This window comes from Pseudomonas sichuanensis, assembly GCF_024749065.1.
Taxonomy (GTDB): Bacteria; Pseudomonadota; Gammaproteobacteria; order Pseudomonadales; family Pseudomonadaceae; genus Aquipseudomonas; species Aquipseudomonas sichuanensis.
In genome coordinates, this window is record NZ_CP087185.1 from 2,476,367 (window position 1) to 2,499,011 (window position 22,645).

At 62.2% G+C, this 22,645-nt stretch carries 19 protein-coding genes and 1 pseudogene; 12 read left to right on the plus strand and 8 right to left on the minus strand.

All coding sequences use genetic code 11. The annotated features are described in order from the left end of the window. Window positions 1–33: 33 nt before the first annotated feature. Complete coding sequence (locus LOY51_RS11365) at window positions 34–411, plus strand: response regulator (protein WP_125463713.1); 378 nt, start codon at window positions 34–36, stop codon at window positions 409–411. Window positions 412–583: 172 nt separating this feature from the next. On the opposite strand, the gene LOY51_RS11370 is transcribed toward LOY51_RS11365, so the two are convergent. The 5 genes from LOY51_RS11370 to LOY51_RS11390 all read right to left on the minus strand — a co-directional run bounded on the left by LOY51_RS11370 (window position 584) and on the right by LOY51_RS11390 (window position 5,639). Beyond that, window positions 584–1,315 carry a proteasome-type protease gene (locus LOY51_RS11370; protein WP_258646228.1) on the minus strand — a complete coding sequence of 244 codons (732 nt, stop codon included), beginning with the start codon at window positions 1,313–1,315 and terminating at the stop codon, window positions 584–586. A 67-nt stretch (window positions 1,316–1,382) separates the two neighbouring features. After that, entirely contained in the window at window positions 1,383–2,180 is a 798-nt protein-coding gene (locus LOY51_RS11375) for a transglutaminase family protein (RefSeq protein ID WP_125858332.1), read from the minus strand. Then, complete coding sequence (locus LOY51_RS11380; RefSeq protein WP_125463716.1) at window positions 2,177–3,127, minus strand: alpha-E domain-containing protein; 951 nt, start codon at window positions 3,125–3,127, stop codon at window positions 2,177–2,179. Before LOY51_RS11380 ends, LOY51_RS11375 begins: the two co-directional genes overlap by 4 nt. Before the next feature lie 3 nt (window positions 3,128–3,130). Beyond that, window positions 3,131–4,540 (minus strand): circularly permuted type 2 ATP-grasp protein, encoded by a 1,410-nt coding sequence (locus LOY51_RS11385; protein ID WP_125463717.1) that lies wholly within the window; start codon window positions 4,538–4,540, stop codon window positions 3,131–3,133. A 394-nt stretch (window positions 4,541–4,934) separates the two neighbouring features. After that, a complete protein-coding gene (locus LOY51_RS11390; RefSeq protein ID WP_125858333.1) occupies window positions 4,935–5,639 on the minus strand; it encodes a FadR/GntR family transcriptional regulator in 705 nt (234 codons plus the stop codon). 273 nt (window positions 5,640–5,912) lie between these two features. Here LOY51_RS11390 and LOY51_RS11395 point away from each other — a divergent pair, with 273 nt between their 5' ends. From LOY51_RS11395 to LOY51_RS11410, 4 genes are read left to right on the plus strand one after another with little or no spacing between them, the layout of a single operon-like run. After that, on the plus strand, window positions 5,913–6,701 hold the full coding sequence (locus LOY51_RS11395; protein WP_125463719.1) for a transporter substrate-binding domain-containing protein: 789 nt from the start codon (window positions 5,913–5,915) through the stop codon (window positions 6,699–6,701). A gap of 9 nt (window positions 6,702–6,710) precedes the next feature. Beyond that, window positions 6,711–7,376, plus strand: a complete 666-nt coding sequence (locus LOY51_RS11400; RefSeq protein WP_125463720.1) for an amino acid ABC transporter permease — start codon at window positions 6,711–6,713, stop codon at window positions 7,374–7,376. Then, entirely contained in the window at window positions 7,373–8,023 is a 651-nt protein-coding gene (locus tag LOY51_RS11405; protein ID WP_190306083.1) for an amino acid ABC transporter permease, read from the plus strand. The genes LOY51_RS11400 and LOY51_RS11405 overlap by 4 nt, the downstream gene beginning before the upstream one ends. Then, complete coding sequence (locus LOY51_RS11410) at window positions 8,010–8,738, plus strand: amino acid ABC transporter ATP-binding protein (protein WP_258646232.1); 729 nt, start codon at window positions 8,010–8,012, stop codon at window positions 8,736–8,738. Before LOY51_RS11405 ends, LOY51_RS11410 begins: the two co-directional genes overlap by 14 nt. Before the next feature lie 251 nt (window positions 8,739–8,989). Here the strand turns inward: LOY51_RS11410 and LOY51_RS11415 are convergent, their stop codons facing one another. Genes LOY51_RS11415 through mexE form a run of 3 tightly spaced genes read right to left on the minus strand, consistent with a single transcriptional unit; the run spans window position 8,990 to window position 14,835 of the window. Then, window positions 8,990–10,405 carry an efflux transporter outer membrane subunit gene (locus tag LOY51_RS11415; protein ID WP_258646233.1) on the minus strand — a complete coding sequence of 472 codons (1,416 nt, stop codon included), beginning with the start codon at window positions 10,403–10,405 and terminating at the stop codon, window positions 8,990–8,992. After that, window positions 10,402–13,581, minus strand: coding sequence for an efflux RND transporter permease subunit (locus tag LOY51_RS11420; RefSeq protein WP_258646234.1), 3,180 nt, complete (start codon window positions 13,579–13,581; stop codon window positions 10,402–10,404). The genes LOY51_RS11415 and LOY51_RS11420 overlap by 4 nt, the downstream gene beginning before the upstream one ends. A 12-nt stretch (window positions 13,582–13,593) precedes the next feature. Then, entirely contained in the window at window positions 13,594–14,835 is a 1,242-nt protein-coding gene (gene mexE / locus LOY51_RS11425; RefSeq protein WP_258646235.1) for a multidrug efflux RND transporter periplasmic adaptor subunit MexE, read from the minus strand. A 355-nt stretch (window positions 14,836–15,190) separates the two neighbouring features. On the opposite strand from mexE, the gene LOY51_RS27125 reads away from it, so the two are divergent. The 7 genes and pseudogenes from LOY51_RS27125 to LOY51_RS11450 all read left to right on the plus strand — a co-directional run bounded on the left by LOY51_RS27125 (window position 15,191) and on the right by LOY51_RS11450 (window position 22,636). Then, window positions 15,191–15,535 carry a hypothetical protein gene (locus LOY51_RS27125; protein WP_374046926.1) on the plus strand — a complete coding sequence of 115 codons (345 nt, stop codon included), beginning with the start codon at window positions 15,191–15,193 and terminating at the stop codon, window positions 15,533–15,535. Further along, window positions 15,493–19,908 (plus strand): RHS repeat-associated core domain-containing protein, encoded by a 4,416-nt coding sequence (locus LOY51_RS11430; protein ID WP_374046927.1) that lies wholly within the window; start codon window positions 15,493–15,495, stop codon window positions 19,906–19,908. The genes LOY51_RS27125 and LOY51_RS11430 overlap by 43 nt, the downstream gene beginning before the upstream one ends. 9 nt (window positions 19,909–19,917) lie before the next feature. Further along, a complete protein-coding gene (locus tag LOY51_RS11435; protein ID WP_258646236.1) occupies window positions 19,918–20,373 on the plus strand; it encodes a hypothetical protein in 456 nt (151 codons plus the stop codon). A gap of 184 nt (window positions 20,374–20,557) precedes the next feature. Continuing rightward, complete coding sequence (locus tag LOY51_RS27130) at window positions 20,558–20,791, plus strand: polymorphic toxin type 24 domain-containing protein (RefSeq protein WP_374046929.1); 234 nt, start codon at window positions 20,558–20,560, stop codon at window positions 20,789–20,791. Beyond that, window positions 20,788–21,261: a hypothetical protein gene (locus LOY51_RS11440; RefSeq protein ID WP_258646237.1), complete on the plus strand. Its 474-nt coding sequence runs from the start codon at window positions 20,788–20,790 to the stop codon at window positions 21,259–21,261. The genes LOY51_RS27130 and LOY51_RS11440 overlap by 4 nt, the downstream gene beginning before the upstream one ends. A gap of 125 nt (window positions 21,262–21,386) precedes the next feature. After that, window positions 21,387–22,259 (plus strand): annotated as a pseudogene (locus tag LOY51_RS11445) (RHS repeat-associated core and ParB-like nuclease domain-containing protein); the annotation flags it as partial. Then, window positions 22,256–22,636: a DUF6896 domain-containing protein gene (locus tag LOY51_RS11450; protein ID WP_258646238.1), complete on the plus strand. Its 381-nt coding sequence runs from the start codon at window positions 22,256–22,258 to the stop codon at window positions 22,634–22,636. The pseudogene LOY51_RS11445 and the gene LOY51_RS11450, both read left to right, overlap by 4 nt. Window positions 22,637–22,645: the final 9 nt, after the last annotated feature.

A 22,645-nucleotide genomic window follows, 5' to 3' on the forward strand; every position in this document is an offset into this window, starting at 1 on the left:
ATTGCCAACTGAGTTGAATGTGAAGGCGTTGTCATGAGCGAAGATGCACAAGATGTCGTATTGATCGTCGAGGACGAACCGGCGATCCGCATGATCCTGCGCGATTACCTGGCGGGCGAGGGCTACCACGTGCTGGTGGCCGAAGACGGCGAACAGGCGTTCGCGATCCTGGCCAGCAAACCGCACCTGGACCTGATGGTCACCGACTTTCGCCTGCCGGGCGGCATCACCGGGGTGGAGATTGCCGAGCCTGCGGTGAAGTTGCGGCCTGAGCTGAAGGTTATCTTCATCAGTGGCTACCCGGCGGAGATCCTCGAGTCGGGCAGCCCGATCGCGCGCAAGGCGCCGATCCTGGCCAAGCCGTTCGACCTGGATACGCTGCATGAGCAGATTCAGGTGTTGTTGCGTTAGGGATAGGTTTTGCATTTGGCTTGTGATTGCCGGGGCTGCTGCGCAGCCCTATCGCGACACAAGGCCGCTCCTACAGGCGACCGCGATCCCCTGTAGGAGCGGCCTTGTGTCGCGATAGGGGCGCAAAGCGCCCCCCCAGCATTAGCAGCCGTTCACCGAAACCTGCGAACGGTCACCCCATGTACTCCCCAGGCGGCGCCGGCAATTCGCCCAGCAAATCCCGCAACCCCGCACACCACTGGCTGCGAATCTGGCTGTAGTAAGGATCATCCTGGGTAATGCGATAACTCTGGGTCGGCCCGAACGCATCCTTGCGATACACCAGCAAATCCAGCGGCATGCCCACCGACAGGTTGCTGCGGATGGTCGAGTCGAACGAGATCAACCCACAGCGCAATGCCTCGTCCAGTGACGTGCGGTAGGTCAGGTTGCGGTCGAGGATCGGCTTGCCGTACTTGCTTTCGCCCAGTTGCAGGAACGGTGTGTCCTCTGTGGCCTGAATGAAGTTGCCTTGCGGATACACGCTGTAGACCCCCATGGGCCCACCGGCAATTTGCCCGCCCACCAGCAACGAGCAGCTCAGGTCGACCTTGCTCGCCAGCTTGCTGCGGTCGCGGGTGACCACCTCGCGAATGGTCGCGGCCACCAGCACGGTCGCGTCGTACAGCGTGCGCACGTTCAGCAGATGGCTGCCCGTGCCGTTGCAGCGCTGGCGCAGCAGGTTGACCACCGATTGCGAGGTGGCCAGGTTGCCCGCGCTCTGCAGGACGATCAACCGCTCGCCGGGGGTGCTGAAAATGAACAGTTTGCGAAAGGTCGAGATCTGGTCGATCCCGGCGTTGGTGCGCGAATCGGAGACAAACACCAGCCCGTCGGCCAGGTGCATGGCCACGCAGTACGTCATGTGGTTTACCTGTGTAGGTTGAATGACCCCGGCGTCACTGCAACGACGGGGTCGGTGGGGGCTTGGCTTACTGTTGCTGCCCCTGCAGCAGCGACCGGACCTGGACCTGCGCCAGCATCGACTCGGCGCCGCCGCCCCGGCGCATGCCGCGGACCGGACAGGCGTCGAGGTAGTCCAGGCCCACCGCCAGTTTCAGGTGGCGATCGGGCCTGGCCAGACGATTGGTTACATCGAAGCTGTACCAGCCATCGCCCAGCCAGGCCTCGGCCCAGGCGTGGCTGGCCAGGTGGCTGGCATCCTCGGTGCACAGGTAGCCGGACACGTAACGCGCCGGGATGCCCAGGCTGCGGGCGCAGGCGAGGAAGGCATGGGTGTGGTCCTGGCACACGCCCACCCCGGCGGCGAAGGCCTCGGCAGCGGTGCTGTCGACCGCCGTCGACCCTGGGCTGTACGGCATGCGCTCGGCCAGCCCCTCCATCAGCATGACCAGCGCGGCCCGGTCGCGGCGGCTGCCGCAGTGTTGCCTGGCAAAGTCGATCAGGGCTGCGTCGGCCTGGGTCAGGCGGCTGGTGCGCAGGAACGGCAAGGGCGACTGGCTGTCGTGCTCGACCTCGAGCGTGGGGTCGATCTCGACCTGGCCCTGGGCACTCAGCGCCAGGGCGCTGTGCGGCTCTTCCAGGGTCAATACGTGCAGCACGTTGCCGTAGGGGTCGAGCTGGCTGCGCACCTGCTTGGGCATCTGCACCTGCCAGGCGAGGATCTGCTGGCGGGCGTTGCTCTGCGGGGTCAGGCGCAGGAACTGGATGCTGGCGCTCACCTGGTTGGCGTAGGTGTAGCGGGTGTCATGGTGGATGGCGAGCTTCATACGACCTCCAGGTAGGAGTGGTGAACGGTCTGGCTGAGCTGGCGAATGCGCTCGATGAAGTCGGTCAGCCATGGGTGCAGGCCGGCTTCGAGGATTTCGTCGATGCCGGTGTAGCGCAGCCGCGCATTGAGCTCGGCGGCCATGCGCTGCGAGGCGCGGCCACTGGTGCTGGGCAGGCCGGCGAGGATATGGTCCAGCTCCTCGATGCAGGCATGCAGCGAGCGCGGCACATCGGCGCGCAACAGCAGCAGCTCCGACACCTGGCGGGCGCTGGGCGCGTTGCGGTAGATCTCGTTGAACGCCTCGAACGATGACAGCGCGCGCAGCAGGGCGCTCCACTGGTAGTAGCCACGGGCCGAGTGGTCGCTGACCTCTTCCGATGCCTCGCCGAACATTTCGTAGCGCACATCCAGCAGGCGCAGGGTGTTGTCCGCCCGCTCCAGGAAGGTGCCCAGGCGAATGAAGCAGTAGGCGTCGTTGCGCATGATGGTGCCCGCCGTGGCGCCGCGGAACAGGTGCGAGCGCTCCTTGACCCAGTCACAGAACTGGCTCATGCCATAGCGTGCCAGGCCGTTGCTGGCGATGTTGCGCATCTCCAGCCAAGTGGCGTTGATGTTCTCCCACATGTCGCCGGTGATCCGCCCGCGTACCGCATGGGCATTGGTGCGCGCCGCCTGCAGGCAGCAGTAGATGCTGCCGGGGTTGGTCTCGTCGAAGGCGAAGAAATGCAGCATGCGCGCGGTGTCGAGCTCGGCGTGGCGCTGGTTGTAGTCATCCAGGGTGCCGGCCGCCAGCAACGACATGGCCAGTTCGGCGCGGCCGTCGCTGCGCCCGGCCTGGGGCATCAGCGACAGCGAATAGCTGACTTCGAGCATGCGCGCCAGGTTCTCGGCGCGCTCCAGGTAACGGGACATCCAGTAGAGGTCCGAAGCGGTTCTTGAAAGCATGTGTCAGTCCTCCACTACCCAGGTGTCCTTGGTGCCGCCACCCTGGGACGAGTTCACCACCAGCGAGCCTTCACGCAGCGCCACCCGGGTCAGGCCGCCGGGTACCAGGCGGGTTTCGCTGCCCGACAGGACGAAGGGCCGCAGGTCGATATGGCGCGGGGCGATGCCGTTCTCGACAAAGGTCGGGCAGGTCGACAGGCTCAGGGTGGGTTGGGCGATGTAGGCTTCGGGGCGGGCTTTGAGGCGCGCGCGGAAGTCTTCGATTTCTGCCGCCGTGGCCGCCGGCCCGACCAGCATGCCGTAGCCGCCGGAGCCCTGGGTTTCCTTGACCACCAACTCCGGCAGGTGGGCCAGCACGTGGGACAGCTCCTTGGGGTTGCGGCACTGCCAGGTCGGCACGTTGTTGAGGATCGGCTCCTCGTCGAGGTAGAAGCGGATCATCGCGTCGACATAGGGGTAGATCGATTTGTCATCGGCAAGCCCGGTACCTATGGCATTGGCCAGCACCACGTTGCCCGAGCGGTAGGCCGCGATCAGGCCGGGCACCCCCAGCATCGAGTCGGGGTTGAACGACAGCGGGTCGAGGTAGGCATCGTCGAGGCGCCGGTAGATCACGTCCACCTGCCTGGGGCCTGCGGTGGTGCGCATGAACACATGGTCGTCGCGCACGAACAGGTCGGCGCCTTCCACCAGTTCCACACCCATTTCACGGGCCAGGAAGGCATGTTCGAAGTAGGCGCTGTTGAAGCGGCCCGGGGTCAGCACCACGGCGGTGGGGTTTTCCAGCGGGCTGGCGCTCTTGAGGGTATCGAGCAGCAGGTTGGGGTAGTGGTCGATGGGCGCCACCCGCTGGCTGGCGAACAGCTCGGGGAACAGGCGCATCATCATCTTGCGGTCTTCGAGCATGTAGCTCACACCGCTGGGCGTGCGCAGGTTGTCTTCGAGCACGTAATAGCTGCCATCGCCGTCGCGCACCAGGTCGACGCCGGCGATGTGGGCGTAGAGGTCGCGGTGCAAGTTCAGGCCTTGCATGGCGATCTGGTAGCCCTCGTTGGCCAGCACCTGCTCGGCCGGGATGATGCCTTGCTTGAGGATGTGCTGGTCGTGGTAGACGTCGGCCAGGAACAGATTCAACGCCTGCACCCGCTGGATGCAGCCACGCTCGACTTTCTGCCATTCGCTGGCCTTGATGCTGCGGGGGATGATGTCGAAGGGGATCAGGCGCTCGGTGCCCTGTTCGTCGCCATACAGGGTGAAGGTGATGCCGGCGCGGTGGAACAGCAAGTCCGCTTCGCGTCGGCGCTGCGCCAGCAACTCGGGCGGTGTGTCTGCCAGCCAGCGCGCAAACGGCTGGTAGTGGGGACGGCAGGCACCGTCGGCGTCATACATTTCATTGAAAAAAGCTCGGGACATACCGCACTCCTTGCCGCACAAACCCACGGCATTTTCCTGCAACTTGGCTATTTCACGATGCGAGATCCTGCGAGCAAAAATGAGTTCTGGTTTTTATCGGCACCTCAGTGTGCGTTGACAACTTCCTGCTGCGCATCGAGCGGGCGATGCGTTGCGCAGGTAAACAAAGTCTTTGCAATGGAAGTGCCGGAAATCCAATAAGCCGCGAATCAGCTGATTATTTTTAAAAACAATCGCTGGCGCGCTTTATTTATTCAATAAAGCGACGCTTTTGGCTGGGGGAGGCGGGGTGGGTTTGTTTGCGTGTTGACGGCCTGCCAGGCGAGCCCGCGCCAAAACGGGGCGTGGCAGGCCGGCGTTGGTGTTTTTGAACCAATACGGGGAGGGCGGCCGCTTAGGCCGAGAATACGATCCCGGTACGCAAGGCGGCACTGCGGATATGTTCCTGCATGGCTTTCTGCGCGGCAGGGGCCGAATGCCTGGCCAGCGCGTTGAGGATCTTCTTATGCTCTTTCCAGGTTTCCATGGCCCGTTCCGGGCGAATGAATGGCAACTTCTGGCTCTCTATGTAAATGGCCTCGCTGGCCATGACTATCTGCAGCATCGCCAGGTTGCCACTGGCCTCGAGAATGCCCCGATGAAAGGCGAAGTCCAGGCGCGCCGCCGCTTCGAAGTTGCGCGCCTTCAACTCGATGCCCATGGCTTCGACATTTTCCGCCAGTGCATCGAGGGCCTCGGTGGTCAGGCCATTGGCAGCCTGGCCAGCGGCAAAGCCTTCGAGTACATAGCGCAACTGGAAGGTATCGGCGGCCGATACCTGGGCTGCAAACGGCCAGGCAAATCCTGAAGCAGAGGCTGGCTGTTCAGCTTTCTGCGCTTTGACGAACACCCCTTTGCCCGGCTGCACGCTGACCACGCCCATGGCACTCAAGGATGAGAGGGCCTCACGCAGTGACGCACGGCTGACCCCCAGGTTCTGCGCCAGTTCGCGTTGCGCGGGCAGGGCGTCGCCCGGCTGGTATTCGCCCTCGTCGATCAGGCGCTGGATGGCCTGCAAAGCGAGTTCGGGAACGGCGCCGCGAAGGGGGGTGTCGAGCATCGGTACAGACCCATCCAATCAAAGAAGCTGCCGTTTTACGACGTTCTTCACCGTGCACGCAAGTTTGGCCCTGTGCTGGTGCAACGGCGCGGTCGCTGCCATTTAACGGGGATTTATCGGCAGGATGCCGGGCCCCAGGGTATCAACTGTTCAGACCAGTAATACCGCCAAGCACGAGGCCTGCGGGCGATTTCCCGGTGTTTTGCAGCGTCATGGCACGTCGGCTGCAAGGGTTCAGCAAACAGCTGCCCATCACCACCCGAGGTCTTGACCATGAACACTATGCGCAAATGCCTGCTGGCCACACTGCTGTGTGGCAGTGCCCTGATGCAGTCGATCGCCCACGCCGATACCCTCAGCGACATCAGCCAGCGCGGTGTGCTGAAGGTTGCCGTGCCCCAGGACTTCCCGCCGTTCGGCTCGGTCGGCCCCGACCTGAAACCGCGCGGCCTGGACATCGACACGGCGCAACTGTTGGCCGACAAGCTCGGGGTAAAGCTGGCCCTTACCCCGGTCAACAGCACCAACCGCATCCCGTTCCTGACCACCGGCAAGGTCGACCTGGTGATCTCGAGCCTGGGCAAGAACCCGGAGCGCGAGAAGGTGGTGGACTTCTCCAAACCCTACGCGCCGTTCTACCTCGGCGTGTTCGGCCCCGAAGCCAGCAGCATCGACAGCCTCGATGCGCTCAACGGCAAGACCATCAGCGTCACCCGTGGCGCCATCGAAGACATGGAGCTGAGCGCGGTGGCCCCGCAAGGCGCGACCATCAAGCGTTTCGAAGACAACAACTCGACCATCGCCGCCTACCTGTCCGGGCAGGTCGACCTGATCGCCAGCGGCAGCGTGGTGATGTCGGCCATTGCTGCGAAGAACCCGGCCAAGGTGCCGGTGCTCAAGCTCAAACTCAAGGACTCGCCGGTGTACGTGGGCATGGCCAAGGAGCAGCCGGCGCTGCGCGCCAAGGTCGATGAAATCCTGGTGCAGGCCAAGGCCGACGGCAGCCTTGGGCGCAATGCCGAGAAGTGGCTCAAGCAACCGTTGCCCGCCGATTTCGAGTGAGCTTGAACGATGGCCTATCAATTCGATTTCGCCGCCGCATTGCAACAGGGCGACCTGCTGCTCAAGGGCGCGCTGTTCACCCTGGAACTGACCGCGATCGGCACCCTCGCAGGCGTTGCCCTGGGCATCGTCGGCGCGCTGGTGCGGGCCTGGCAGCTACGGCCGTTCAACTGGCTGTTCGGGGTGTATGTGGAGCTGATCCGCAACACGCCGTTCATCGTCCAGCTGTTCTTCATCTTCTTCGGCTTGCCGGCCCTTGGCGTGCGCATGAGCGAATGGCAAGCGGCGGTGCTGGCGATGGTGATCAACCTTGGCGCCTATTCCACCGAGATCATCCGCGCCGGCATCCAGGCCATCCCGCGTGGGCAGCTGGAAGCCGCCTCGGCGCTGGCGATGACGCGTTTCGAGACGTTCCGCCACGTGATCCTGCGGCCGGCCCTGGCCAAGGTGTGGCCGGCGCTGTCGAGCCAGATCGTCATCGTCATGCTGGGGTCGGCGGTGTGTTCGCAGATCGCCACCGAAGAGCTGTCGTTCGCCGCCAACTTCATCCAGTCGCGTAACTTCCGCGCGTTTGAAACCTACCTGTTCACCACCTTGCTGTACCTGGCCATGGCCATTGGCGTGCGGCAATTGCTGAACCTGTTTGGCCGGCGCGTGATCGTGGGGAGACGCTGATGGATTTCACCTTGTGGGATATCGTGCGCAACCTGCTCACCGGCTTGCAATGGACCTTGCTGCTGTCGCTGGTGGCGTTCGTCTGCGGCGGCGCCATGGGCTTGCTGATGCTGCTGGCGCGGATCAGCGACAACGGCTGCCTGCGGGTGTTGGCCCGTGGCTACATCGAGCTGTTCCAGGGCACGCCGCTGCTGATGCAGCTGTTCATCGTGTTCTTCGGCATCGCCCTGTTCGGCATCGACGTGTCGGCCTGGGCGGCGGCGGCGGTGGCATTGACGCTGTTCACCAGTGCGTTCCTCGCCGAAATCTGGCGCGGCTGCGTGGAGTCGATCCCGCGCGGGCAGTGGGAGGCCAGCGCCAGCCTGGCGCTTCGCCGTGGCGAGCAGTTGCGCCATGTGGTGCTGCCCCAGGCGCTGCGCCTGGCCGTGGCGCCGACCGTGGGCTTTTCGGTGCAGGTGGTCAAGGGCACGGCAGTGACCTCGATCATCGGTTTCACCGAACTGACCAAGACCGGCGGCATGCTGGCCAACGCCACCTTCGAACCTTTCCTGATCTACGGCCTGGTGTCGCTGGGCTACTTCATCCTGTGTTTTCCACTGTCGCTGGGTGCCCGCCACCTGGAGAGGAGGCTGCATGCCGCTGGTTAGCGTTTCTGCGTTGCACAAGTACTACGGGGACAACCACGTGCTCAAGGGCGTCGACCTGAGCATCGAGGAAGGCGAAGTGGTGGCGATCATCGGCCGAAGCGGCTCGGGCAAAAGCACCTTGCTGCGTACCTTGAACGGGCTGGAGTCGATCAATGACGGTGTGATCGAAGTCGACGGCGAATACCTGGACGCGGCACGCGCCGACTTGCGCAGCTTGCGCCAGAAGGTCGGGATGATCTTTCAGCAGTTCAACTTGTTCCCGCACCTGAGCGTGGGCGAAAACGTGATGCTGGCGCCGCAGTTGGTGAAGAAGACGCCCAAGGCCGAGGCCCGGCAACTGGCGCGCAGGATGCTGGAGCGGGTAGGGCTGGAAGCCAAGTTCGATGCCTACCCCGATCAGCTGTCCGGTGGCCAGCAACAGCGCGTGGCGATTGCCCGGGCGCTGGCGATGTCGCCCAAGGTGCTGCTGTGCGACGAGATCACCTCGGCGCTCGACCCGGAGCTGGTGAGTGAAGTGCTCGGCGTGGTGAGGGGGTTGGCCAAGGAGGGCATGACGTTGGTGATGGTCACCCATGAAATGCGCTTTGCCCGGGAGGTGGGGGACAAGCTGGTGTTCATGCACCAGGGCAAGGTGCATGAGGTTGGCGACCCGAAGCGTTTGTTCGATGCACCGAAGACGGCGGAGTTGGCGAATTTTATTGGGAGTGTCGGCTAATACAGCGCTATCCCTGTAGGAGCGGCCTTGTGTCGCGATAGGGCTGCGCAGCAGCCCCGGCTATCTGGATCAGGTGAAGATCGTCGGGGCCGCTTTGCGGCACTTTCGCGACACAAGGCCGCTCCTACAAACGATCGCGTTCATTCGGTGGCATTTGTAAACCGCCATAAAAAAGCCCCGACAACCAAGGCCATCGGGGCAAACGGTTGGGGGAGGATCCAACCAAAGGAGCTTTCAATTCAACAGGTCACTCAGCGCGTACTGGCCACCACCTCCGGCTGCCAGCCACCACCCAGGGCCTTGTAGATCGCCACGATGCCGCTGTACAACTCGACCTCGCCCTGGGCCTGGGCGTCTTCGGCGCTCAGGCGTTCGCGCTCGGCATCGAGCAGCACCAGGTAATCCACCGTCCCTTCGCGGTAGCGCACCGAGGCCAGCTCGGCGGCCTTGCGGCTGGCATCGCTCTGGCGCATCAGCGCCAGCAAGCGCTGCTGGCGCTTGCCGTAGTCACTGAAGGCATTGGCCGACTCTTCCAGGGCCAGCAGCACCTGCTGCTCATAGTTGGCCAGTGCGCCGTCGGCATCGGCCTTGGCGCCACGCAGGCGCGCACGCACGCTGCCCAGGTCGAATGCCGCCCAAGTGATGCTCGGGCCCAGCGCCCAGGCGTTGGAGGCGGCCGAGCCGATCTGCGAGCCACGCGCGGCGGTGAAGCCGAGGAAACCGCTGAGGCTCACCCGTGGGAACAAATCGGCGGTGGCCACGCCCACATTGGCGGTGGCCGCGGCCAGCTGGCGTTCGGCGCTGCGGATGTCCGGGCGGCGGCGCAGCAGCTCGCCGGGGTCGCCCACCGGCAGGGCCTTGGCGATGGCCGGCAGGGCCTTGGGCGACAGGTCCACGGTCAGGGCGTCCGGGCGTTGGCCGAGCAGGGTGGCGATGCGGTTCTTCGCCCGCACCTGAACCGCCTGCAACTGCGGCACGGTGGCTTCGACACCGGCCAGGCGGGCGTCGGCGCGCACCACATCGAGCTCGTTGCCGACCCCGGTGTCACGCAGGGTGACGGTAATGTCGCGCGATTGCTGCTGGGTCTTGAGGTTGGCCACGGCGATCTGTTCGCGCAGCTGGGCGCCGCGCAATTGACCGTAGGCATCCACCAGCTCGGCGATCAGGCTGACCTGCAGCTGCTGCAGGTCGGCCTCGGCAGCCGCTTCCTGCGCTTCGCTGGCTTCGATCTGGCGCTGGATACGGCCGAACAGGTCGAGCTCCCAGGCCATGTCCAGGCCCAGGTCGTAACGCTCGCTGTTGACCCGGCGCTCGGTCTGGCCGGGGATCTGGCCCTTGCCCAGGTCGCTGCTGGCGCGGCTGTTGACCACCGGTAGCTGGTCGTTGGCGGCGTCGTCGCGGATCGCCCGCGCCGCTTTCAGGCGGGCGAAGGCGATGCGCAGATCGCGGTTGCCATCCAGCGAGGCTTGCACCAGCTGGTTCAGCACCGGGTCGTCGAACTGCTTCCACCAAACGCTCTCGAAGCGGCTGCGGTCGAAGGCCTTGGCTTCAAGGCCGCTGTCGAGCCTGGCCGGCTCCGTGGCCGGGGCCTTGTAGTCCGGGCCCACGGCGCAGGCCGCCAGGGCCAGCGCCAGCAGGCTCGGGGTCAGGGGTTTGAGCAGATTCATGCATGGTTCTCCAGCGGCAGTGCGCGCTCGGCCTTGCGGGCCTGGCGACGCTCGACGAAGCGGCGGATCAGGAAGAAGAACACCGGGGTCAGGAACAGACCGAACACGGTCACCCCGATCATCCCCGAGAACACCGCCACACCCATGGCGTGACGCATTTCCGAGCCGGCGCCGGAGCTGAACACCAGCGGCACCACACCCATGATGAAGGCGATCGAGGTCATCAGGATCGGCCGCAGGCGCAGGCGGCAGGCTTCCAGTACCGCAGCCAGTGGGTCGAGGCCCTTGGCCTGTTCATCCTTGGCGAACTCGACGATCAGGATCGCGTTCTTGCACGCCAGGCCCACCAGTACGATCAAACCGATCTGGGTGAAGATGTTGTTGTCGCCACCCGAGATGATCACGCCAGTGATGGCGGACAGCAGGGTCATCGGCACGATCAGGATCACCGCCAGCGGCAGGCTCCAGCTTTCGTACTGGGCCGCCAGCACCAGGAACGCCAGCAGCACGCACAGCGGGAACACGAACAGCGCGGTGTTGCCCGAGAGGATCTGCTGGTAGGTCAGGTCGGTCCACTCGAAGGTCATGCCGTTGGGCAGCTCTTCTTTGAGCAGCTTCTCGATCGCTGCCTCGGCCTGGCCGGAGCTGTAGCCAGGGGCTGCGGCGCCGTTGATCTCGGCGGTGATGAAGCCGTTGTAGTGCATGACGCGGTCAGGCCCCGAGGTATCGCTGACCTTGAGGAAGGTCGCCAGCGGGATCATCTCGCCCTGGTTGTTGCGCACCTTCAACTGGCCGATCTGCTCGGCGTCGAGGCGGAACTGCTGTTCGGCCTGGACGTTGACCTGGTAGGTGCGGCCAAAGCGGTTGAAGTCGTTGGTGTACAGCGAGCCCAGGTAGACCTGCAGGGTGTCGAAGATGTCGGTGATCGCCACGCCGTGGGTCTTGGCCTTTTCCCGGTCGATGGCGGCATCGACCTGGGGCACGTTGACCTGGTAGCTGGTGAACAGGCCCGCCAGCTCCGGCACGTTGTGGCTCTTGGCGATGATGTTCTGGGTCTCTTTGTACAGCGCTTCGTAGCCCAGGTTGCCACGGTCCTCGATCTGCAGGCGGAAGCCGCCGATGGTGCCAAGGCCTTGTACCGGCGGTGGCGGGAAGATCGCGATGTAGGCGTCCTGGATATCGGCGAACTGGGCGTTCAAGGCTGCCGCGATGGCCGCCGCCGACTGGCTCGGGTCCTTGCGCTCGTCAAACGGCTTGAGCGGGGTGAACACGATGCCGCTGTTGGGGCTGTTGGTGAAACCGTTGATCGACAGGCCCGGGAAGGCCACCGAATCGGCCACGCCCGGTTGCTTGAGGGCGATCTCGCTCATGCGCTTGATCACCGCCTCGGTGCGGTCGAGGCTGGCCGCGTCCGGCAATTGGGCGAAGGCCACCAGGTACTGCTTGTCCTGGGCCGGGACGAAGCCGGTCGGAGTGGTCGAGAAGCCCAGGTAGGTCAGGCCCATGAGGCCGGCGTAGACGAACAGGGCGATGCCGCTGGAGCGGATGACCCGGCGCACGCCACCGACGTAGCCATGGCTGGCGCGGTCGAAGAAGCGGTTGAACGGGGCGAACAGCCAGCTGCCCAGTAGTTTTTCCAGGAACCGCGAGAAACGGTCCTTGGGTGCGTGGTGGTCCTTGAGCAGCACGGCGGCCAGGGCCGGCGACAGGGTCAGCGAGTTGAACGCCGAGATCACGGTGGAGATGGCGATGGTCAGGGCGAACTGCTTGTAGAACTGCCCGGTAAGGCCAGAGATGAACGCCGCCGGCACGAACACGGCGCACAGCACCAGCGCCGTGGCGATGATCGGCCCGGTCACTTCGCTCATGGCCTTTTGCGTGGCCTCCAGCGGTTTCAGGCCCAGCCCGATGTTGCGTTCGACGTTCTCCACCACCACGATGGCGTCGTCCACCACGATACCGATGGCCAGCACCAGGCCGAACAGCGACAGGGCGTTGAGCGAGAAGCCGAACAGGTGCATCACCGCGAAGGTACCGATCAGCGACACCGGCACGGCCAGCAACGGGATGATCGAGGCGCGCCAGGTCTGCAGGAACAGGATGACGACCAGTACCACCAGGATCAGTGCTTCGAACAGGGTGTGCACCACGGCCTCGATGGAGCCACGGACGAACACGGTCGGGTCATAGACGATGCTGTAGTCCATGCCCTCGGGGAAGTCCTTCTTCAGCTCGGCCATCTTCGCCCGCACTTCGTCGGAGATCTCGATGGCGTTGGAGCCTGGGCGCTGGAAGATCGGGATGGCCACCGCCGGCTGGTTGTTCAGCAGCGAGCGCAGGGCGTACTGGCTGGAGCCGAGTTCGACCCGGGCGATGTCCTTCAGGCGGGTGATTTCGCCATCGGCACCGGCACGGATGATGATGTTCTCGAACTCTTCCTCGTTGACCAGGCGGCCCTGGGTGTTGATCGACAGCTGGAAGCTGGTGGAGCCGGGGGCGGGCGGGGCGCCCAGCTGGCCGGCGGCGACCTGGCGGTTCTGTTCGCGGATCGCGGCCACCACATCGCTGGCGGTCAGGTTGCGCGAAGCGGTCTTGTTCGGGTCGAGCCATACCCGCAGCGAGTAGTCGCCCATGCCGAACAGTTGCACGTCGCCCACGCCACCCAGGCGAGCGAGCTCGTCCTTGATGTTGAGGATGGCGTAGTTGGACAGGTAGAGCATGTCGTAGCGGTTATCCGGCGAGGTCAGGTGCACGACCATGGTCAGGTCGGGCGAGGCCTTGTCGACGGTGATACCGATACGCGTCACTTCTTCCGGCAGCTTGGGCTGGGTACGGGTCACCCGGTTCTGCACCTGTACTTGGGCGTTGTCCAGGTCGGTGCCCAGGGCGAAGGTGATGGTCAGGGTGAGCTTGCCGTCGGCGGTGGACTGCGAGGACATGTACAGCATGTTCTCGACACCGGTGATGGCCTGTTCCAGCGGCGCGGCGACGGTTTCGCCGATGACCTTGGGGTTGGCGCCGGGGAAGTTGGCGCGCACCACCACGGTGGGCGGAACCACTTCGGGGTATTCGCTGATCGGCAGCTGGAACAGCGAGATCGAGCCCGCGATCAGCAGCACCAGCGACAGCACCGCAGCGAAGATCGGCCGGGTAATGAAGAATTTCGAGAAGTTCATCGGTGTTGTCCCTTAACCGCGTGGCGCTTGGGCGCTGGCGACTTTGACGTTGGCACCCGCGACTTTCGGCGCCGGGTTGCTGGCTTCGAGGGCCTGGCGCTGCTGGGCGAGGGCGGCGAGGGTCTGTTCGCTGGCCATCTGGGTTTCCTCCGGGGTGACTGGCGAGCCAGGGCGCACGCGCTGCAGGCCCTTGACCACGATGCGGTCGTCCTTGCCCAGGCCACTGCGCACGATGCGTAGGCCTTCGAGCTTCGGCCCCAGTTCCACGGCGCGGTAGGCGGCCTTGTTGTCCTTGTCCATGACCAGCACGAACTTCTTGCCAAGGTCGGTGCCGACCGCTTCGTCGTTGATCAGCACGGCGTCGTACTGGGCGCTGCCGACCAGCTTCAGGCGTGCGTACAGCCCCGGGGTGAACTGGCCGTCGCGGTTGTCGAACACGGCGCGGCCACGGATGGTGCCGGTGCGCGGGTTGACCTGGTTGTCGACGAAGTTCATCTGGCCCAGGTGCGGGTTGCCGGTTTCGTTGGTCAGGCCCAGGTACACCGGGGTGCTCTGGCCGCGCTGGCCTTCACGCGCCAGCTGGGTGTACTTGAGGTACACGCGCTCGTCGGCGTCGAAGTAGGCGTACACCTTGTCGGTGGAAACCACGCTGGTCAGCGGCGTGACGTCGGCGCTGACGATGTTGCCGGCAGTGAACTGGGCGCGGCTGACGCGGCCGCTGATCGGCGCGGTGACCCGGGTGAAACTCAGGTTCAGGCGGGCCAGGTCCAGCTGTGCCTGGATGGCATCGACCCCGGCACGGGCTTCGGCGGCGGCGCTGGTGCGCGACTCGGCAAGCTCGGCGGAGATCGCGTTGCTGTCGCGCAGGCGTTCGCCACGGCGGGCCTCGTTGGCGCTGCGGATGGCGGTGGCCTTGGCCTGCTGCACCTGGGCTTCGAGGCGGCGGACTTCAGCCTGGAACGGGCGTGGGTCGATCTGGAACAGCAGGTCGCCTTTTTTCACCTGGGCGCCTTCGGTGAAGGCCACCAGGTCGATCTGGCCCGAGACCCGTGGGCGCACCTCGACGGTTTCCGGCGCTTCCAGGCGGCCGGTGAACTCGTCCCATTCGTTGATCGGCTGCTCGATCACCTTGGCGACGCTGACCTTGGGTGCGGCGGGAGCCTGCATGGCGTCTGGTGCGCGGCCACAGGCGCTGAGCACCACCACTGCCAGGGCAGCGAGGGGGAAGCGCAAGGGTTTGAGTGAGAGATCCATGGAGTACTCCGCCAATGTATTAGTAGTGGGCGGAGTGTGAGTGTGTTGCGCGCGACGCACGAATCGAACGCAGCGAAGGTTATTATCACGGGCAATGATATGAGCGATGGCGTTATCGATGATGACGCATGGTCAGGAGCATCGAGCCCTCGACTCAGGTCATGCCGAAGTGCCGGATAACCGATGGTTCTTGCGGTGATGAACATCCTGTTTGAGCAACTGGTCATTTCGCAAGACTTACCGCACCGCTAGCTCATCCCTTTCCTGTCGATGCCGCGACGCGTTCCGACATACAGAGCGGCATCTGCTCACCATCATTTCGCCTTCCCAAGCCATGGCCAGGAAGGCTAGCCCCATGACCACCCTCACCCAGCACGACGTCGAGCTCGCCATTGCCCCCCTCGAAACCCTGCTCAGCGAGGACCTGGGCCTCGCCGCTGCTGCTGTCAACGACTGGCTGCATGGCATCAGTGGCGGCTTCCTCGACTTGCAGACCCTGCGCAACCTCGGTGAAAACACCCCTGTTGTTGCCAACGCCCTGGCCGCCGTGGATGTGCTGGCTGACCTCATCGAGTTGGTCGAACACCCTGGCAGCGACCCGCTGCTGTGGGCCAGCCTGGGTATCAACCTGATCGGCGTGGTGCCCTTCCGCCGGGCATGGCCATCCCCCGCCGGGTGTTGCGCCCGGTGCTGCAACTGACCCGCCAGACCCTGCGCCGCCGCCCTGGCGCGCGCCTTGACGCGGTGCTGCTGGAAATCCTCGAAGGCCACCTGCACGCCAGCATCCGCGGCGAGCTGGATAACTACATCAGCGGGGCGCTGCAGCACTTGCCAGAAATGCTCGCCCACGCCAGTGAGCTCGCCCAGGCGCTGCTTCGCCAGTTGGCCCGCGCCCTCGACGACCTCGCCAAGGGCCGGCTGGACGCCCAGGCCAGTCGGCGCACGGCGCGCCAGCAACTGGCCGAGGTGGCCCTGTACGACTCGGCGCTGGAAGCGGATGCCTGGTTGCTGGCCCTGGCGGCGTTGGGCAACGCCGCCGAAGGCACCTTCAAACAGGCCTACAACAGCGTCGCCGGGCATTTCAGCGGCGAGCTCGAGGCCTTGTTCAAGCCGCTGATCGCCACCCTTGAAAGCTTGGCCGAAGCGGTGCCCAAGCAGCTTGCTGCCCTCGGCCAGGCCGAACGGCCGCACAGCATCGCCTGGTTGTTGACTCAGCTGCTGCAGACTGTGCAGGCCCATCCGCCAAGCCGGCGAGTGGCGATCAACCTCAAACCCAATGCCACTGCGCAAGCCAGGCTGATTCGCAGCGAAGGGCCGACCGAAGCTACCCGCCGCCAGGGCCGCGCCAACAAGCAGCCCAAGCCTGAGAAGAACGGCCCCTGCGCCTGCACCGGGTTCAGCATTGGCCATGTACTCGGTGACGAGACGCTGGCCCACCAGGATTTCAGTCTGCCCGGGCCGTTCCCGGTCAATTGGACACGGGTGTACAACTCGCGGCTGGCCAAGCTGGATGACGGCAGCCTCGGCGCCCGCTGGATCACCGAGTTCACCACCTGCATCGATGTCGTGGAAAAGGGCGTGGTGTTCCACGACAGCGACGGCCGCAGCCACGACTACCCGCTGCCCAAGGTCGGCAAGCCGCACCATGACCCGATCGAGTACTTCACCCTGGTGCGCACCGCCGAGCAGCAACTGGTGTTGCTGCGTGGCCTGGACCGCCGCGAAACCTATGCCCGCCAGGGTGACCGCTTCTACCTGACGCATATCCAGCTGCGCAGCGGCGCCGGGGCAATGCTGCACTACGAGCACCAGTTCAACGGCCGGCCGGTGCTGTCGGATATCAACACCTACTCCGACAACGATCCCGAAAAGCTCCATCTGCAATTGGGCACTCTGCTCGACGACCATGGGCATATTCAGGGCCTGTGGCAGGTGGTCGATGGCACGCCGCTGCGTCAACTGTGCGGCTACCACTACGACACCCACGGCGACCTGATCGCCGCCCAGGACGAGCACGGCGCTGCTTGGCACTACCAGTACCAGCATCATTTGCTGACCCGCTACACCGACCGCACCGGGCGCGGCATCAACCTCGAATGGGACGGCAGCGGCCCGCACGCCAAGGCCATCCACGAATGGGCCGATGACGGTAGCTTCGAAACCCGCCTGGTGTGGGACCCGAACATCCGCCTGACTTATGTCACGGACGCCCACGGCCAGCAGACCTGGCACTACTACGACGCCCTGGGCTACACCTACCGCCTGATCCACCCGGACGGCCGCGAGGAGTGGCTGTTCCGCGACCCGCGCAAGAACGTCATCCGCCACGTTCACCCCGACGGCAGCCAGGACCGCTACACCTACGATGAGCGCAGCAACCTGCTGCAGCACATCCGCGCCGACCACAGCACGGTGCACTACGCCTACGACGATCATGACCAGCCGATCAAGCTGCGCGATGCCGAGGATGGGCTGTGGCTACGCGACTATGACGAGCGCGGCAACCTGGTCGAAAGCGTCGACCCGCTGGGCAACAAGACCGAGTACGCCTACACCCCGGCTGGGTTGGTCAAGGCGATCAAGGATGCACTGGGCAACGAAAAGACACTCGCCTACAACGACGCCGGGCAGTTGCTTGAGTACACCGACTGCTCCGGAAAGAGCAGTGCCTGGGCCTACAACACCCTTGGCCAGCTGACCGACTTCACCGATGCGGCGGGCCACACGACCGCCTACGAGTACCAGGCCGGCCAGTTGGCCAAGGTCACCCACCCGGACCAGACCGAAGAGCGCTTCAACTATGACGCCGAAGGCCGCCTGCTGGCGCATGTCGATGCCCTCGACCGCTGCACCACCTGGTCCTACAGCGCCGCAGGCCTGCTGAGCGAACGCGTCGACGCCAACGAACACACCCTGCGTTATCGCTGGGACAAGCTTGGCCGTTTGATCGGCCTGGAAAACGAAAACGCGAGCAAGGCCACTTTCCTCTACGACCCGGTGGGCCGGCTGCTGCAAGAGACCGGCTTCGATGGCCTGGTCACCCGTTACCAGTACGACCCGCACAGCGGTCGCCTCGCCTCGACCCAGGTTGGCCAGCGCCGTATCGACTTGACCTTCGACCCCATGGGCCGATTGAGTGAGCGTACGGCCCGCCTGGGCAACCAGAGCCAGAGCGAAACCTTCGCCTACGACGGCAACGGCCAACTGATCCAGGCAGTGAACGCCGCCAGCAAGCTGCAATGGTTCTTTGATGAAGCCGGCAACCTGACCCGTGAGCACCAGTACTACCTGGCCACCGGCACGCCGATGGTTGCGGTGTGGCAGCACCAGTACGACACGCTCAACCAGCGCACCGCGACGATTCGCCCGGACGGCCACAAGGTCAGCTGGTTGACCTACGGCAGCGGCCACCTGCTCGGCATGACCCTCGACCAGCACGAGATGCTGGCCTACGAGCGCGATGACCTGCACCGCGAAATCGTGCGGCACCAGGGCAATAAGTTGATGCAGACCCAGGCCTGGGACCCGGCCGGGCGTTTGCAGGAACAGCTGCTGGGTAGCCATGACGGCCAATCCACGCTGCTCAAGCGTCAGTACCGTTATGACGCCGCCAGCCAGTTGACCAATATCCACGACAGCCGTCGTGGTCCGTTGGAGTACCAGTACGACCCGGTGGGCCGCCTGCTCAAGGCCACCAGTCGCCTGGGCGTGGAAACCTTTGCCTTCGACCCGGCCGGCAACCTGCTGGACCAGAAGGCTCAGGAACTGAATCGCCCGCTGGAAGCCGATCCACGCCGTAACAAGCTGATGGACAACCTGCTGCGTGAGTATGCCGGGAGCCACTACAAATACGACGAACGCGGCAACCTGATCCACCGGTTGCACAACGGGTCCCATGCCCACTTCACCTGGGACCTGTTCGACCGGCTGGCCGGTTACAACGACGACAAGCTCAAGGTCGATTACAGCTACGACGCCCTGGGCCGGCGCCTGCACAAGCATTCGGTAGCGCACTTCTGGGATCGCCCTGAAGCCGGCACCGGCTGGAACCAGTTGCAACGGGCCAAACGCCAACGTGAGCTCGATTGCGGTTTCACCCTGTTTGGCTGGGACGGCGACACGCTGGCCTGGGAGAGCTCACCGCCACGCGACGAAGGCGACACTGGGCGCACCGTGCATTACCTGTACGAACCGGACAGCTTCGTGCCGGTGGCTCAGGCCCTGCGCAAGAGCCCGATCCGGCTGCACAAGGTGCCGGACTGGAGTCAGCGCGAGTACGACTTCGATCAGGATCCGCTGTGGCATACCGAGGTGAAGCCGCAGGCGTTCGAGGCGATTGCCTGGTACCACTGCGATCACCTCGGCACGCCGATGGAGCTGACCGACGAGCAGGGCAATGTCGCTTGGACGGGACAGTACAAGGCTTGGGGCGAAGTGCGCGAAGAACGTTCGGCGTGGGCCAAGCAGCATGGCCTGGGCAACCCGCTCCGCTTCCAAGGGCAGTACCACGACCATGAGACGGGGCTGCATTACAATCGGTATCGGTACTACGATCCAAGATCTGGGCGTTTTACTGGGCAAGATCCGATCAAGTTTGTAGGTGGGCTCAATCTATATCAGTACGCGCCAAACCCAACAGGTTGGATTGATCCACTTGGATTGGCTCGTTGCCCCTGTGATTGCTTTAAGAAAGGGAACCCTGAAGGCGCTGGGCCATACCGTGGAGGATCAAAAGGAGGAGTATCCCGCCCAGGAATAGAAGGGCATCACATGCCTGCCGATGCAGTCACAAAATCACAAGATGGATACTTGGGCTATAGAAGTGGCCCAGCAATCGCTATGGATCCTAAAGATCATGCACAAACCTCTAGCTATAAAAATTCTACTGAAGCCAGGCAATATCGAGACAGGGTTTCAGAGATGATTGCGTCGGGAAACTATCGGAGCGCGATGGCTACGGAAATTCATGACGTTCGTCGGGTAGCACGTAACTCTGGAGACCCGCGCCGGTACAATATTGCAGTACGAGAGATGCTTGCATATGCGAAGTGCCAGGAAATGTTGACAAAGTGAGAATATGAAATGGCAATGACTTTCAATTTTGATTGCTGGCTTACAAGCTTGCATGCGTGTGAGAAATTCGAACGCGAGGGGGATCATGAAAAATTCCTGACTCTCTTAAGTGAAGTAGAAGAGAATATGAGCTGCGAAGTAGCATTGGCGCTTCTTCAGACATTCTCTGATGCCGATGACTTCGGCATTCAAGAGCGCACCCGAAATATACTTGAAGCAGCTGACCGCAGTATCATCTACCCGGCTTTGATCGCAGAGCTTGGTGGCATAATTAAACGAGCCCCGAATAAGGAGTGGGCAATAACCTTGGTCGGTATTGAGCTTGATTATGGTGACTTTGAATTATTGCTTGAGTACATAAAAAAATCACCTGACAGTGAAAGAGAAACTGCCATCTCATTTCTTAAGTCGGAAGATTTTTCATCCGAGTATCCGGGCGTTTTGAAGTATTTGACCAACTTATAGTCAAGCTCAAGTATCTTTTTTGAAAGTGTCTTCATCTGGCTAGGATACCCTGCCGGTGAAGTTCACTAGGGTCTGTATGAGATGTGTCTGCGTGAAGGCCGGGCAAGGCGAAGCGGGAGGCGGATTGTAATGGGGTACATTCGCATTGCGAATCCCCGTTTCAACGAAATATGGGCGAGTGCAGATGCATTTCATATACAGATTCGACAATCAGGCTAATATAACAAGTTATGTAACCTATGATGAGCACGGCCGCATTCTGAAACGTGTAGATGTTACCGGTTCTGCCCACGGTCGCATGCCAACGCCCCACGTACTAGAGTATGGTAGGAATACTTTTCCAAATGGGGTAGTCAGAGTAAACTCACCATCCTCAAAATTGCCGCCGCGCCCAGCAACTGCAGAGGAAATACCATGAATAAACTTCATTCCACTCCGGGCTTGGGAAAACTGGAGAAGTATGAGTCATGGCGAGAGCAATGGGAAAACCCATTAGATCTCAACCTTTTCTCATACCTCCGTAGTGAGTGTCACCCTGAAGATACTTTGATCGTAAGTAAGTTGCTATTGCCCGACATGCTGTGCGTCGATGGCGGTGTATTTCTAGAGTTCTCATTCAATGAGTCCACATATCGTTCGCTGAAAGAAAAAGGAGAATGCACTTCAAGCATGGAGAGAAGCATGAATCATACATTGCTATATGATATGTACGATGGATGTTCGAGCAATCTCTCAGATGAAGTGTTCGTAAGGCTGTCGGCGCTGCTGAAGTACTCCTGGGGTTTGGTTTTGCGTGACAGATTCCCTGAAAAGCTGTTCAGTATAACTATCGAAAATAATAGTGGCGATTATGGTCCCTCAATAACCTTCTGGCAGTGCGGTGCATAAGGCAAGGTATCAATCAAGATCTAAAGATCAACTCTTGTGGCAGCCATATTAGGGCCGCGAAACTTGCAAATAGTCTCCGCACCACAATCGTAGAAAGCCCGGACCAATTCAAACGACACTCTGTTTGGCAGAGCTCACCGCCGCGTGACGAGGGCGACACCGGGCGCACGGTGCATTACCTGTATGAACCGGACAGCTTCGTGCCGGTTGCCCAGGCGCTACGCAAGAGCCCGATCCGCCTGCACAAGGTGCCGGACTGGAGTCAGCGCGAGTATGACTTCGATCAGGATCCGCTGTGGCACACCGAGATAAAGCCACAGCCGTTCGAGGCGATCGCCTGGTACCACTGCGACCACCTCGGCACGCCGATGGAGTTCACCGATGAGCAGGGCAATGTCATCTGGACGGGGGAATACAAGGCCTGGGGCGAAGTGCGTGAGGAGCGCTCGGCGTGGGCCAAACAGCAAGGCCTGGGCAACCCGCTGCGTTTCCAGGGGCAGTACCACGACCATGAGACGGGGCTGCACTACAATCGCTATCGATATTTTGACTTCCAACTTGGCAGGTTTATAAGCAGCGACCCTATAAAATATTCTGGCGGCTTAAATTTATTTGTCTACTCCCCCAATCCTATTTCCTGGATCGACCCGCTAGGTCTATCTAAAAAAATGGGTGACACAGTATGCAGCTGTGAGATCTGCCCAGACAAACCGAAAGAAATTGACCCAAGAAACCTAAGGTCCAGGCAGAGTCGCGCAGAAATGTCGCGAAATAAAGTTGACAAACTTGCTTCAAGGATGCGAAAGAACGGCTACGATCATGATCACCCGGTGGATGTAGCAGAGGTCAATGGTCAGATAATAATAATCGACGGGCATCATAGGGCTCAGGCTGCGAGCAAAGCAGGTATGCCCAAGGCTCCAGTTATAGTGCATGAAGTTGATCCAGAGGTCGCAAAGAAACTTGAGAATGATATGTATGAGTCGAGGTGCTCATGAAAAAAATTACAAAAAAAGAATTCATTGAGATAACCAAAGACTTTTCGGATATTCAGCAGCAATTAGTGTGCGCCTACCTGGTACTGGCAAAGAATGGAAAAAACTGGCCGAAACATGGAGTTATAAAAATTAATCAGGAGTCTTGGGAGTTCAAAAAGCACGGAGCAGGAATATGCTTTACAAAGTGCTCTACAGGCGAACTAATAGATGCCCATGACGACATGGAAAAAAGCCCGGGAAAGCTCGATGCCTGGAGAATTCAGAACTATTTATCTTCAATAGAGGAGATGGAGATTGAGCTGCTTGGAAAGCACTACCACTCACACAATGACGACGACATTGAGGAGCTTCTGCGTATATGCCATATAAATAATTGAGTAACGGGG